Consider the following 14,422-nt stretch of genomic DNA (forward strand, 5'->3'; position numbering starts at 1 on the left):
CTATACGACCTTTTCTGCCTGCTGCATACTGCCAATAGCCCGTTCCGCCTGCAATATATGACGACGAATATGTGCGGTTAAAAAACAAAATGTATCGCCGGCAGATAATTTTATAAAACGCGACAGGGAAGTAGGTACTTTCAGCTGTTGGATGTTTACTTTCTCCGCGCGCAGTAATAAATCTTCCATCCGTTCCTGTTGCTGAATAAATTCCTGCAATACAGCTGCCACGTCCGGCTGAACGGATGGCAGGTGTCCTTTGGGGGATTTCATGCGGGAACGCAAACTCCCATCTGTTCCAGGTTCCATGAGACGGGTAAACCATGCACCGATCCAACTGCTGCGGAAAAGGGGAGCAGGCCGGCTGTTACGCTGTTCTCCACGGGTAATAGCCTGGTCCAGGGCCGGCAAATAAAAACGGCCATAAGTATTCAGATGCTCCAGGCATTGTACGGCACTCCACCGGCCAGGGCCGGGTGTATGTTGTAAAACAGCATCTGGTTGTCCGCCGAAACGGCTTTCTGCCTTGTATTGCAGGGCCACATTTTTTCTCCGCAATTCCTGCAGCAGTTCATCACTATTTCCACGATTCATGTTGTGTATGATTTAATACAAAACTAGGCGGGTTGGAGGTAAAAAATCTTTGCGCAGATCAACATTTTATAGTTTCACGGTACTTAATAATTTGCTGAAAGTAGCGGGGTCGATCCCGAGGTAGGAGGCGAGGTACTTATGCGGGATCAGCTGCAACACATGCGGGCTGCGGGTAAGCAGTTTCCTGAATTTCTGTTCTGCAGTGAAAGACAGTAATTCATTATTCCTTTCCAATACGCCGGCCATTGCGGCAACAGTTCCGAGGCGGACCCATCTTTCTATAACGGGATATTCGAGGGTAAGCCGGTTAAAGTCGGTGTATGACATCCGCAGGAATTCGCTGTGTGTGAGGGTTTCCAGGTACCAGGGCGACGGTTGCTGGAGCTGGAAAGAATCCAGTACACCGGAGAAAGATCCGGTGTAGGTAAATACCAGCGTGGATTCCTTGTCGCCTTCCAGGGAAAACACACGCTGTACGCCGGCAGTTACGAAGTAGAGATACTTTTCAATTTCCCCGGCAGCGGTCATCACTTCCCTGCGTTTAAATTGTACAGGATGCCAGCAGGCCGCCAGTGCCTCCCATATTGGATCCGGGAGGGGCATGATCTGGAAAACGGTTTTATGCAGCAGCTGAAGAGACATACGGAAAGATAAAAAAAGAAAGGCAATCAGCATAACTGATTGCCTTCCCGGTATTGATCGGTGATCATTATTTGATTAGTACTGCCAGAGGTCCTGCTCTTTATTAAAGATACGGTCGTGAATGGCCTGTCCTTCCAGGAGGCGCATGGTACCGTCTTTAATGTAGTCTTTGATCTCGCGGTTGTAGGTATTATTTTCCTTTACTATGTAGCTGCCAAAGAAGCGCATTTCAAAAAGGTCTTCCCAGCTGATAGTGGATGCATCGTTATTCTGGTTGTACACGTCATGTTTGGCCAGGATAGCGCGGCAGTCCGGATAATACACCCAGAATAAAGGAATGGATGCGCGAATGCTGCCATCTTCATTTATACGGGATACCATAGGAGCTATACCCAGTATACGAACTTTGAGGGCGGAAGCTTCTTTGTCGAATACCCAGACTTCTTTTATTTTGTACTGTTTAATGGTACGCGCATCAAAGTCGTCGCGGGTAGTCACCATTTTCTCTTCGCCGGTTACCGGATCTATACTGCGTACGGTTCTTTCTTCCCCTGCGAGTTTAGTTTGTATTTCGGAGTAGGGCATTACAGTGGTAAAGCGGTCGTCGATAGCGTTGAAAGCTTCGATCTCTTTATTCTTGATAGCGTCGAGCAAAATATTGATGAACAGCTGATTGGTACCAGACTCATCTTCCACATTGTATTGGAAGGGGAGGTTGATCTTTTCCCTGATATCGATTACCTGCCATACACGTTTTTCCCAGAACCGGTCATCCTCGCGGATGTAATCGTAGGCAATTGGTGTACGTTCTCTGGCAAGGTTTCTTTCCACCACACCATCCACTCGCAGTGATTTGCGTGGAGTGTCTACCAGCGGGGCTGATATCCCATCCGTACGCAGAGAAGCAGGAGGAGCAGAAGAAGGAGGAGGAGGCGTTACAGCATTCCCGGTAGCCGGGTTTACTACGCTATCCTGTGGTGTTGCTGTAGTAGCAGTTCTGCGGCGTGTTGTACCACCGCGGCGTTGCGCATCAGCAGCTGTTGCCAGCATTACCAGCAAAAGAGTGCACCAACCAATTCTGTTAAATATTACTGCTCGCATAATTCAGTAATTAATGGACCGTTAGTTTAATTTAAATATAGTACTCGGCATGGAACGAACCACATTATCCGGGCCTTTCACTTTTACGTTTTCAAAGAAAACCTCATCGCCTGGGCGCAGTGAACGGATGGATGCAGCTACGTTTCCTGGGAAATAAGCAGAAGTAGCATCGCCTTCCTGGTATTCTTTGCCTTTTGCAGAGATACCTACGCGGTAACCGATTACTTCATATTTCACGCCTTCAAATTCAAAATCTTCAAGGTCGGCGCGTAAGCCACCCTGTACTTTAAAGTCAGCTGCTTTCATGCTGCCGCCTTTATTAACTCCCACTTTCAACACCGGATCCGGAACACGTTTTACACGGAATTCTTTCTGGCCGAGTGATTTGGTTTTACCATCGATGTTAGCGACTACGTTAATCACTGCTTTGCCTGGCTGGCTAACAGTTACGAGGTATTCGCCGGAACCGCGTTTGGTCATATTACCACCTGATATAGAAGCAGACACCTGTTCGGCAGGTACACCCGCAGCAGAAATCGAGATAGGATTCTGCAGGCCGATATACAGCACGTTCATTTTATCTGCGGAGATGGAGGTAGCAGAAGCACCTACATTATAAGTTTCGGTAAAGGAATAGGATTCAGGAGCGCCACCAGTTGGGCTAGGTAAGGTAATAGACCCGGTAAGTGTTTTTTCACCAATGCCGGAAACAGGAACAGTATATACTCCTAAACCTTCATGTGCTTCAATGGTAGTACCATTTACAACAATAGTCGGATTAACCGTAGTGCTGTAAGCACCCACTGCGATGTTGGCAGTTAAGGATTGTCCTTCCATCAGGTTTTTGGAATTCAGGGAGATAAAAGGTCTTACTTTATCGAATTTGAAAGTATTCGCATCAATCTGACGGAACAGGTCATCGATAATGGCAGACTCAGAGTTTTTGATATCATTCTGGAATTTACCCAGGATGGTTACTGCAGCGATAGTAGGCACCATGTTGAAATGGTAGGTAGTCCATGATTTAGGACCGCCGCCATGTTCATCATTTGATTTACCTACTTCAATTTTCAGTGGTAAAGTTTTTGCGAATTGATCTTTCTTTTTAGGATCAACGAAAGTGAGCAATTGGTTACGTAAATCTTTCAGTTTAGCTTCCAGTTCGGGACCTTTCTTCATATTCTCCATTACCCTTGTAGGAGCATCCAGGCCGGCTTTATCCTTGATTTCGCCATGTTCATCAAAACCGCCACTTTCTGTAATGATGGTTTTCTTTAAAGATTCAACATAGTCATACATGCTGGCGGATATTTGTTTCACCTGTTGGGCTTTTGCTCTGAGAGGTGCTGTTTTTTCCGCATTATCCTTCATCTGTGCATCAAATTGTTTGTAGATGAAGTCATTCTTGTCAGCTAAGGATTTATTTGAAGTATTGATTGAATTATTTACGATACTAAAAGCGTTCAATATTTCAGCAGAGACGTTCAACGCCAGCATGGCCGTCAAGACCAGGTACATGATGTTGATCATCTTCTGCCTAGGATCTTTAGGTAGTGCCATAGTTTGTTTTCAGATTTAATTGATATGTGTTAATTCAGAAACTATTAGCGTTACCTTATCTTCCTCCGTGCATAGCGCTCAGCATATTACCATAAATTGAGTTCAGGTTGCTGAGGTTTTTAGCGAGCAGGGAAATTTGTTCCTGTGTTTTCTTGGCATCTTCAATGCTGCCACTCATAGCACTGGAAGCATTCTGCAGGTTGCTGTAGAATGAATTCATTGCTTTCAGGTGGTTGTTGGTGTCCTGGAGTTCCAGTTCGTAGATAGCATTGAGGGAAGCCAGATTTTTAGTCATACCCTGCATCTGTACATGGAAATCTTTAGTAGACTCTGATGCACTGTTGAAAGAAGATACGGCAGCAGCGGCAGTAGTGTAAGCATTTGCCACATTACCAATAGCGCTGGCAGCTTCTCTTGTTTTCTGTGTGTAATCTCCGGTAGCAGCTACTACATCGCTGATGTCTCTCATCTTGTCAACGGTAGTACCCAGTTTCTGGAAGTTTTCGCTTAAGCGCTGCAGGTTAGCAGGTGTGATGTCTGCTTCCTGGAGCATTTTGTCCAGGCCGGCTACAGCTGGACTTCCTGCTACCGCTACCACCTGGCCTTCAGTGTGTGCGCCGGTATCAGGTACAAAAGCGTAAACGAAAAAGATGAGCGCTTCAACACTCAGACCCAGGATCAGAGCGATGTCAGCTCCGCGCCAGTGCTGTAATTTGAACAATGCTCCTACGATTACCACGGAAGCCGCAATACATACGAAAAAGTTCAGCCATTTAGCTTTGTTAGGATTCATAGCCATAGGTTAAAATTTACTGGTTAAAATGTTAGTTAAAGTCTGTATGGAATAGTTAATTCTCACTGATTTACTCATAATAGTGTACATACTACAAAGGTTTCTTTGGTGTTAATAAATACAGGCTATTACTGATTTTAATTATCCTATCTGTGCTTTACTCGTCTGCTCAGGGCAATGGTACATCTGAAACCAACATAGGATTTCGAACTGTCCTGATACTCATATGTTCTGGTACCTGTTTGAAGGAAATATCCTACGTCTTTCCATGAACCGCCCCTGATTGCTTTACGCTTCATCTTTAATGGTGCATCATCCGGTACATCCATTCTCAGATATGGGTTCATATCTGATGTGAAAGAATAGGCATTTTCGTAAAAGATATCTGCTGTCCATTCTGCAACGTTGCCGGACATGTTATATAAACCATAATCATTGGGCCAGTAAGCATCTGCGCGAACTGTGTAAAAGCCACCATCTTCCGGATAATTACCACGGCCTGGTTTGAAGTTGGCCAGCAAACAGCCCTTTTTGTTACGGATGTAGTAACCACCCCACGGATAAGGCGTTTGTTCTCTTCCGCCACGTGCAGCATATTCCCACTGTGCTTCAGAAGGTAACTGGAATTTATCTTCCGTAAACAGCTTCTTGCTGGCGCGGTAGTCTTCCCAGAATTTACTTCTCCACTCACAGAAAGCGGTTGCCTGGTGCCAGTTTACACCTACCACCGGATAGTTATCAAACGCCGGATGCCAGAAGTACATACGTGTCATCGGCTCGTTGTAGGCGTATGAGAAATCCCTGATCCAGCACAGTGTATCCGGATAAATGGGCACGTCTTTCTTTACAATGAACGTAGAACGCGGCTTGCCGAAATTCTCTCTCAGCTTTGCTTTATCCCAGTTAAAGGTTTCCTGGTGGTAAATCAGTTTACCCACGTCAATATCCTTACGGCCATATAACCGGTCTGCTTCGGTATATACCATCGCATCCAGCTTCTCAATGGTCGCTTTGTCTTTCCAGACAATCTTCTGCTTCCAGTCAATCACATCATGACCGTCATCAGATTTTACATGACCCAGCAAAATGTGTGCAATAGAGTCCTGTACCCAATTCACAAACTGACGGTACTCGTTATTCGTAATTTCCGTAGCATCCATATAGAAGCCGGAAATAGAAATCGACTTGTTACGTGCAGTGTATGCATAGTTTACGTCCTCATCACTGGGACCCATGTGAAAAGTTCCGGCTGGTACGTATACCATCCCATACGGTACAGGGGGAGAGTACTTCGGTCTAGGACTTACGCCGATCAATTGCCCTTGCGCATTTTTAGGGGTTTTACTACCGCCACAGCTGGCCAGCAGGGAAACCAGCAAAACTGCCAACAGACCTTTTACATAGTTAAGCTTCATAAGGGTAGCTTTCATCAGAATATGTTTTTTCTATTAACCAGCCTGGTGTGATTTGCCTGTATACAAGGGAACACATTTCTCATTTTTTCACCCGCTTTGTTTATATGAAAGATAGCAAATGTAATAATTAATTTTAATCCGTAGTGACTTTTTATCCAACTTTTTCAATTCGCCTTATATCCGTTCTGTAACTAGTTTAAACGCGCCTTTTAACATTTTATTATATAAACGTAATAACATTTATTGAATCAATAGCCTCCCTTACAAACGGCAAGTTACATAATTATTATATTAAATTAATAATTTCTTCTATATAATATACGGGCTTAATGCAATGATAATCTTTACATAAATACACCAAAGTGTCATTTTCCCGCTCCCGTTCGGTCAGCAGCGGAATTGCCGGAATATTTTTTTCTGCGCCGACAAGAACCCTGTACGGGATAAACCATTTTCCCGCTTCATTCATTCTTTCCCTGAAATCTTTTCCAACAATGGCCAGTTCGGGGGTACCCTTTACCAGTTGTAATAACTGGCTCGCCCACACGCCAAAGGAAGTAGGGTATCTGACTATCGTTTGCGACAGGCTGGAAACGGCTTCCACACAACGGTTCGCCCATTCCTTCTGATCAAAAACAACAGAAAGGTACCAAAGGTTCTGCATCATTACCGCATTTCCACTGGGCACCGCCCCGTCGTAGATCTCCTTCTTCCGCACAATCACATCATTCTGACCTTCAATAGTATAATAAAAAAACTGTCCCGCTTCATCACCGAAATGAGCTATCACAAACGCCGTAATATCACGCGCCTCGTATAAATACTGTGTGTCACCGGTAACTTCCTGCAATGCTATCAGCGCGCGGATCAAACACGCATAATCATCCAGGAACGCCGGATACTTTGCCTGGTCCTGTTTCCATGTATGATAAAATGCGCTACCAGCGGCTTCCTGGCGGAAATTGGCCATACAGAAATCCATATTGCGGACTGCCATCTCCCGGTAAGCCGGTACACCCAATGCCGCATAAGCTTTACAGCAGGCATGTACCATCATGGCATTCCATCCCAGCAGGATCTTATCGTCCAGCCCCGGCCGGATACGGTTGGCCCTTACTGCCAGCAGTTTTTCTCGGCAACCCTTTAACATAGCCCCGAAAATATCCGCATCGTATCCCTTCTCTGCCGCAAAGGCCAGCAGTGGCTGCTGTACCCATAAAATATTCTGTTCTTCCCAGTTACCATGATCCGTTACATCATAATACTCGCAGAAAGGCTTCGCCTGTTCCCCCAGGATATGATGGATCTCCGCTTTGCTCCAGGTATAAAACTTCCCTTCCACGCCTTCGGAATCCGCGTCCAGGGCCGCATAAAAGCCGCCTTCGGGGCCAGTCATTTCATGGGTAATAAAGTCCATTGTATCCCTGATCGTTTGGGCGTATACCCCGTTGTGTGTCAGCTGGTAAGCATCGCACAACACATCAAGGAGGAGGGCATTATCATACAGCATCTTCTCAAAATGAGGCGCCAGCCATTTTTCATCAGTGGAATAACGGGCAAAACCGCCGCCCAGCTGATCATAAAGGCCGCCCTGCAACATTTTATCGAGCGACAACAACGCCTGTTGCAGCGCTCCGGGATGCTGATACGCATGATGATACCTCAGCAGATAGGCAATGGTAAAGGTTTGCGGGAACTTCGGCGCCCGCCCAAAACCACCCCAGCGGGTATCGGCCTGCTTCAGTATATTTTCGCAGATAGTATCACACTGCGCTTTGGTAAATAATTCTTCAAAGGGAATATTGAGGTGCAAACCAGGCTGTTGCCCAATCTGGGCCGACTGCTGTATATGCTGCACCAGGTTATCTGCCTGTGATTCAATCTCTTCCCGCTTATGCTTGAAAGCATCGGCGAGCGACAACAGTACATCCGTCCAGGAAGGGCGGCTGTATGCCTTCACCGGTGGAAAATAAGTGCCCCCGTAAAAAGGTTTTTTATCCGGCGTAAGAAAAACGTTCAGCGGCCAGCCACCAGCGCCGGTCATAGCCTGTACAGCATCCATGTAAATATGATCCAGATCGGGCCTTTCCTCCCGGTCTATCTTAATATTTATGAAGTGTTCATTCATGATGGCCGCCGTAGCTTCCTGCTCAAAACTTTCCCGCTCCATTACATGGCACCAGTGACAGGCGGCATATCCGATACTTACCAATATAGGTTTATCCTCCTGCAACGCACGTTGCAGCGCCTCTTCTCCCCACGGATACCAGTTTACAGGATTATGCGCATGCTGCAGCAGATATGGACTGGTTTCACTGATAAGCTTATTCATGGATTCCCCCCTACGCGATAAATAATGATTGATCTTCTATTTCTTCTACAAAGAAATTTATTTTTTCAGGATTACAAAGAAATATTTTGAAAACGGCCCCTGCACCGCCATAGCAGCAAAAAAACAGGGATGGCGTAATGCCATCCCTGCCCTGTTTTATCGCAGAAAAATTGCTTATTTCTTTATTAATGTAGTCAGGTACTGCTCCAGCGCAGCTGCCATAGAAGGCGCCTGTGGAAGTGGTGCCTTTACATCGAGTCTTAACCCTGCTTCTTCCACAGCAGCAGAAGTGGTAGGACCGAAGGCGCCGATATGCGTCCCGTTCTGCACAAATTCAGGCATATTCTCAAACAGCGATTTCACACCGGAGGGACTGAAAAACACGATCATGTCATAAGCAGTAGCAGCCAATACTTCCTTTACATCTGTAGAAACGGTTTTGTAAAGGGTAGCGGTAGCATAGTCGCACTTGTTTGCTTTCAGCCATTCTTCAATATCTTTCTTCTGGCTATCGGAACTCGGGAAAAGGAATTTCTCATTGTCCCGGTGTTTGTTCATTACCTCCAGCACTCCTTTGGTAGAACCGTCTGCTCCGTAAAATACCTTCCGCTTTCGATAGAGAATGAATTTCTGCAGATACAACGCAACTGCTTCCGTAATACAAAAGTATTTGCAGTCCTGTGACACCTTAATCTTCATTTCCTCACAAATCCGGAAAAAGTGGTCTACCGAGTTACGACTGGTGAAAATCACCGCCGTAAAGCTGAGAATGTCGATTTTCTGTTTTCTGAACTCCTTCGCTGGCAAACCTTCCACCCTTATGAACGGATAAAAATCCAATTTTATATTGAATTTCCTGGCCAGATCAAAGTAGGGTGACTTTTCTGTTTCAGGCTTAGGTTGAGAAATTAGGATTGACTGAATTTGTTTTCCTTGCAAATCTTTTTTTGGCCCGCCTTTTATCATACGTTTTTTGCTCTTGTGTTAACAATAGGCGATAATCAGGGATTACCAGTTAACCAGATATTCTGCAGCACCTTGGTTAATATTAAAACAGGCGCTACTTCGAATGCGCAAAGGTAAAGAAAAAAATGCAATTTACTGAAAGATAGGTACTGCCTAACCAGTGAATAAGATCTAATATACCTGTAGATAATGAGTAATACAATAAAAAACAAGGATATATATAGGAAAGTACGGGCTATTTCGGGCTTACAGAAGGCAATTATCACCAGGAACGGCACCAGTAACACCCCCAAAATCTTGTTGATCAGGTAAAGAATGAAAATATAAGCATCCGCCAGCTCAGAATTCCCGAATAACCAGCCGCAGAAACGCAGCATAATATACTTAAAACCATACACCACGGCCACCATCACTATTAAACCAGGTATCAGCAACCAGGGCTCCGCCTGTGGAAATACCTGCTGACGGTACAGCACCAGGTAAAAATACAGCCCCAGCGCAATAGCAAAGAAAATATTCAGCAACATGTTAGGGAAAGGCGATTGCGACAACTGGTCCTTTAACTGCCGCTGACTCAAAGTAGGATTCAGAAATGCACGGAACAGATCCGAGAAATATTTCCGGTAAGCCAGCCGGATCACGCTCAGCACCAGCAATACCCCCGCCATCAGGTAAATGAGCCAGTCCATATTACGGTAGGGCCTTATGGGGTTGGTATCTGCAAACCGCGGTTTGCCGGGTTTCAGGAAGACGTTTTCCTGCGATATCTTCTTCAGGTAAAGATCATATGCCGATACCGGCTTTTTTTTAGGCGCAGCCGCCAATGCCAGGCTATCTGTTTTCAGATTTGCCGTGTCCTTCAGCAGCTTTGTGGTATCCTTTTTCACCCGCGCAACAGCCGGCAAAGCAGCCCTGGTGCTGTCTCTCTTAACAGGAGCAGTACGCGCCTTCGGGCGTGATGAATCTGCAGCTGTACGGGTAATCACCGGTTTTTTCTTTACTGCCGGCCGTACCGCAGCGGAATCTGTTGTTTGTGCCAAAACGGGCAAATAACCTAAAATGAATAACAGCAGTAACCAGTTTCGCACCAGGAAAATATTTTGCAATGACTTTAAATCGGTTTTTCAATAACCCGTTTCCCACACAAAGGAATCAACGGCAATTAACAACGTCCTGCCCACATAACAAAAAGGAAACGTAATTATGATATCGCAAAGATATTAAAATAGTCCATAGTTGACCGGAGTGTAGTAAAGGGAAGAAGGTATCTTTGCGGCCAATACGGGTAAACAATCATAAAACGTTATGGCCGGAATTTATTTACATATTCCTTTTTGCAAGCAGGCCTGCTACTATTGTAATTTTCACTTTTCCACCTCGCTGTTGCAGCAGGAGGCAATGGTGAATAGCATTGTGCAGGAAATCGCCCTGCAAAAAGATTACCTCGCACAGGAGCCGGTACATACCATTTACTTTGGCGGCGGTACTCCCAGCCTGCTGAAGGAGCAGGAACTCACTGCTCTCCTGTCGCACCTGCGCGCCACATTTGCGGTAGCAGCGGATGCGGAAATTACCCTGGAGGCCAACCCCGACGACCTTACGGCCGAAAAACTGGTGCAGCTGAAAGCCGCCGGCATCAACCGCCTGAGCATAGGCGTACAGTCGTTTCATGAAGAAGACCTCACCTGGATGAACCGCGCACACAACAGCCGGCAGGCACTGGATTGTATCAAACAGGCGCAGGACCTCGGGTTTCAGAATATCACCATCGACCTTATTTACGGAGGGCCCACGCTCACCAATGAAGGCTGGGAACAAAATGTGAAGCAGGCCATTGCACTGGGCGTTCCGCATTTATCGTGCTATGCGCTCACCGTAGAACCGGGAACGGCGCTGGATCACTTTATAAAGAAAAAGAAAATGGCCGCCACCGACCCGGACAAAGCAGCACAGCATTTTGAAATGCTGATGGAATGGCTGGGAGCAGCCGGCTACGAACATTACGAAATCTCCAATTTCGCTTTACCGGGGTGGCATTCCCGGCATAACAGCAGCTATTGGCAGGGCAAACCCTATCTCGGGCTGGGCCCGTCGGCCCACTCGTTTAACGGCACATCACGGCAATGGAACATCGCAAACAACGCCCAATACATAAAAAGCATTGCGGCAGGTACGGTTCCTTTTGAGATAGAGTCGCTCACTACTGCGATGCAGTTCAACGAATACATCATGACGTCCCTTCGGACCTCCGCGGGATGCAACCTGGAATGGGTGGCAGAGAAGTTCGGAACCGATCATACCATTCATTTACTGGCGCACAGTGAACCGTATATTAAAATGGGCCGCATAGAGCGGGTAGGGGAAGCATTACGGTTAACAAAAGCCGGTCGCCTGTTCGCAGACGGAATAGCCGGCGAGTTATTCATCTTATAAAAAATAAAAAAAAGCAGCGGAGGTAATATCCCCGCTGCTCTTCTATATAAACACAATTAATGTTAATTACCATCCCAGGATATACGCAAACATCAGCGGCGCCACAATAGTAGCATCTGATTCTACGATAAACTTAGGCGTATTAATATCCAGCTTACCCCAGGTAATTTTCTCATTAGGCACAGCACCGGAGTACGAACCATAAGAAGTAGTGGAGTCGGATATCTGGCAGAAATAACCCCAGAAAGGTACATCTGTCCATTCCAGATCCTGGTACATCATTGGTACCACACAAATCGGGAAGTCGCCCGCAATACCGCCACCAATCTGGAAGAAGCCAACACCCTTACCTGCGGAATTGTTGCGGTACCATTCAGACAGGTAGATCATGTATTCAATACCGCTTTTCATGGTAGACGTTTTCAGGTCGCCCTTAATGCAGTAGGAAGCAAAGATGTTACCCATGGTACTGTCTTCCCATCCCGGAACGATGATAGGAATATTTCTTTCGGCAGCTGCAATCATCCAGCTGTTCTTTGGATCAATTTCGTAGTGTTCTTTCATCACACCGCTCAGCAGGAGCTTGTACATGAATTCGTGCGGGAAATAGCGCTCACCGGCTTCTTCAGCATCTTTCCATATTTTGTAGATATGTTTCTGAATACGGCGGAAAGCTTCTTCTTCCGGGATACAGGTATCTGTAACACGGTTAAAGCCCTGCTCCAGCAGATCCCATTCTTCCTGCGGGCTCAGATCACGGTAGTTAGGTACTCTCTTATAATGTGTATGCGCTACCAGGTTCATGATATCCTCTTCCAGGTTGGCGCCTGTACAGGAAATGATATCCACTTTACCCTGACGGATCATTTCCGCGAAAGAAATGCCCAGTTCAGCCGTACTCATCGCACCGGCCAACGTCACCATCATTTTACCACCTTCCAGTAAATGTGTTTCATATCCTTTGGCAGCATCCACCAATGCGGCTGCATTAAAGTGGCGGTAATGGTGCTGGATAAATTGAGAAACAGGTCCCTTATTCATGTCATTTAATCATTTATACATTAACAGTCTGGCTAATAAAGCCTTAACAGGTGGCAAAGTTAAGATAATTTTTGCAGGGGCAAGGGCGTGGGGATAAAACAAAAAGGCCCAGGGTAAATGCCCCGGGCCTTGTATTTTTAACACTACTAAAACTAAGCTTTTTTCAAACGGCTGTATACTTTCATATTGGCGTCTGTATCGGTTTTGATGACAGTCCAGGTATCAGTACTTTCCAGCGTTACAAAATATACTACATTATCTGAAGACGCATATTCCACTACGCAGTAAATGCTTGTGTTAGGATACTTTTTATTCAGTTTGCTGAGTACTTTCAGTGGCAGCTGTTCTGCCTGCAGGTACCGGGAAGTAGCCAGCAGGGTACCGTCTTCCTTGAAGAAGGCTGTCACCTTGGTGTTACTCATGGTAAACTTGGCGGTAAAGGTTTTGTTATCGTCTGTGTACCACTTTACATCGGTAGCACCGTTGAAAGAATCATGGAAAGTACTGTTGATCTTGTTGTTAACAGTAGTTTCATAAGGGCTTGCGAAAAGCACATTGGCACTTAACACGAGCGCTGCGCTGACTAATAAAATAAGTTTTTTCATGGCGGAAAAAATTTATGGTGATTGTAATTTTTTTTGTTTTGATAAGTCAAAGCTACACCCGGAAGTGCCCAGTGGTCAAGGCATACTTTACTGATGGGGGCACATGATTAGTTGGGCTATCCGTTAATGAACGTCCGCCTGACCGGTGGCGGACATACGGCCATACAGACCAGCCATAGCCTGTTTGTTGGTGCCAACCTGCCAATGTTGCTTGGGCGAGAGTTAAGAAATTGTTAAAATGGATAAGGTTTTTCAGCGGTCGACCGGCCACTGCCAATTGCCGCATAAATGTGTATCTTGAGATGATGAATCACCTGGCCCATGCTTACTTGTCTTTCCGCCAACCGGAACTGATCACCGGTAACCTCATTGCAGATTTTGTAAAGGGCCGGAAAAACATGGCTGCCTATACAGAAGGCATCCAGCAGGGCATCCGGATACACCGGGCTATCGACAACTTTACTGACCAACATCCGGTAACGGGCAGGGCTAAACAATTTTTCAGACCGTCCTGCGGATTATACAGCGGCGTGTTCACGGACCTGGTATATGATCATTTCCTGGCCATTGACCCCGAGCGCTTTACAAACGATTCCCTGTATTCGTTTGCCCGTTACGTTTATAGTGAGATTAACCAGCGCGCAGACCAGCTGCCGCCGGCTTTTTTGCAGATGTTTGAACATATGCAGGCGTACAACTGGCTCTATAACTACCATACTACAGAAGGAATTTCCAAATCCATCAGGGGAGTAGCCCGCCGGGCCAGGTATTTGGAAACCGATGGCAATATTGTATTTGCTGTGTTTATGGAACACTATGCCGCCCTGAAAGAATGTTACCAGGATTTCTTCCCTGAGCTTCAAACTTATGTGGAAGAACTGTTACAAACCGAAAACCGCTAACGGCTTGTTAAATGAGAGAACTACGCTTTTCAGATTCC

At 46.0% G+C, this 14,422-nt stretch carries 13 protein-coding genes; 2 read left to right on the forward strand and 11 right to left on the reverse strand.

The genetic code is table 11. The annotated features are described in order from the left end of the window. The 9 genes from V7S65_RS20405 to V7S65_RS20445 form a co-directional block, all read right to left on the reverse strand. Entirely contained in the window at nucleotides 1-594 is a 594-nt protein-coding gene (locus V7S65_RS20405; protein ID WP_079469903.1) for a DinB family protein, read from the reverse strand. A gap of 66 nt (nucleotides 595-660) precedes the next feature. Continuing rightward, nucleotides 661-1,236, reverse strand: coding sequence for a Crp/Fnr family transcriptional regulator (locus V7S65_RS20410; RefSeq protein ID WP_336387783.1), 576 nt, complete (start codon nucleotides 1,234-1,236; stop codon nucleotides 661-663). 75 nt (nucleotides 1,237-1,311) lie between these two features. Continuing rightward, a complete protein-coding gene (gene porN / locus V7S65_RS20415; RefSeq protein WP_079469904.1) occupies nucleotides 1,312-2,337 on the reverse strand; it encodes a type IX secretion system ring protein PorN/GldN in 1,026 nt (341 codons plus the stop codon). A 21-nt stretch (nucleotides 2,338-2,358) separates the two neighbouring features. Beyond that, nucleotides 2,359-3,897 carry a type IX secretion system motor protein PorM/GldM gene (gene porM / locus V7S65_RS20420; RefSeq protein ID WP_079469905.1) on the reverse strand — a complete coding sequence of 513 codons (1,539 nt, stop codon included), beginning with the start codon at nucleotides 3,895-3,897 and terminating at the stop codon, nucleotides 2,359-2,361. A 55-nt stretch (nucleotides 3,898-3,952) separates the two neighbouring features. Beyond that, on the reverse strand, nucleotides 3,953-4,696 hold the full coding sequence (gene porL, locus V7S65_RS20425) for a type IX secretion system motor protein PorL/GldL (RefSeq protein WP_079469906.1): 744 nt from the start codon (nucleotides 4,694-4,696) through the stop codon (nucleotides 3,953-3,955). Between the two features lie 140 nt (nucleotides 4,697-4,836). Then, nucleotides 4,837-6,120 carry a type IX secretion system lipoprotein PorK/GldK gene (gene porK / locus V7S65_RS20430; protein ID WP_227024431.1) on the reverse strand — a complete coding sequence of 428 codons (1,284 nt, stop codon included), beginning with the start codon at nucleotides 6,118-6,120 and terminating at the stop codon, nucleotides 4,837-4,839. A 271-nt stretch (nucleotides 6,121-6,391) separates the two neighbouring features. After that, complete coding sequence (locus V7S65_RS20435) at nucleotides 6,392-8,437, reverse strand: thioredoxin domain-containing protein (protein ID WP_336387782.1); 2,046 nt, start codon at nucleotides 8,435-8,437, stop codon at nucleotides 6,392-6,394. A gap of 174 nt (nucleotides 8,438-8,611) precedes the next feature. After that, nucleotides 8,612-9,403 carry a uroporphyrinogen-III synthase gene (locus V7S65_RS20440; RefSeq protein WP_079469908.1) on the reverse strand — a complete coding sequence of 264 codons (792 nt, stop codon included), beginning with the start codon at nucleotides 9,401-9,403 and terminating at the stop codon, nucleotides 8,612-8,614. A gap of 35 nt (nucleotides 9,404-9,438) precedes the next feature. Beyond that, on the reverse strand, nucleotides 9,439-10,491 hold the full coding sequence (locus V7S65_RS20445; protein ID WP_147252292.1) for a DUF4271 domain-containing protein: 1,053 nt from the start codon (nucleotides 10,489-10,491) through the stop codon (nucleotides 9,439-9,441). Nucleotides 10,492-10,708: 217 nt separating this feature from the next. On the opposite strand from V7S65_RS20445, the gene hemW reads away from it, so the two are divergent. After that, nucleotides 10,709-11,836 carry a radical SAM family heme chaperone HemW gene (gene hemW, locus V7S65_RS20450; protein ID WP_336387780.1) on the forward strand — a complete coding sequence of 376 codons (1,128 nt, stop codon included), beginning with the start codon at nucleotides 10,709-10,711 and terminating at the stop codon, nucleotides 11,834-11,836. Nucleotides 11,837-11,902: 66 nt separating this feature from the next. Here the strand turns inward: hemW and V7S65_RS20455 are convergent, their stop codons facing one another. Together V7S65_RS20455 and V7S65_RS20460 are read right to left on the reverse strand one after the other, a co-directional pair. Next, the gene (locus V7S65_RS20455) at nucleotides 11,903-12,877 is read right to left on the reverse strand and encodes a deoxyhypusine synthase family protein (protein ID WP_079469911.1); all 975 of its coding nucleotides are present in this window, start codon (nucleotides 12,875-12,877) and stop codon (nucleotides 11,903-11,905) included. Between the two features lie 152 nt (nucleotides 12,878-13,029). Next, nucleotides 13,030-13,482 (reverse strand): hypothetical protein, encoded by a 453-nt coding sequence (locus tag V7S65_RS20460; protein ID WP_079469912.1) that lies wholly within the window; start codon nucleotides 13,480-13,482, stop codon nucleotides 13,030-13,032. Between the two features lie 302 nt (nucleotides 13,483-13,784). Between V7S65_RS20460 and V7S65_RS20465 the strand changes: the two genes are divergently transcribed. After that, the gene (locus V7S65_RS20465; RefSeq protein WP_079469913.1) at nucleotides 13,785-14,384 is read left to right on the forward strand and encodes an acyl carrier protein phosphodiesterase; all 600 of its coding nucleotides are present in this window, start codon (nucleotides 13,785-13,787) and stop codon (nucleotides 14,382-14,384) included. Nucleotides 14,385-14,422: the final 38 nt, after the last annotated feature.

The organism is Chitinophaga sp. CCNWYY40, from assembly GCF_037483205.1.
Lineage (GTDB): Bacteria > Bacteroidota > Bacteroidia > Chitinophagales > Chitinophagaceae > Chitinophaga > Chitinophaga ginsengisegetis.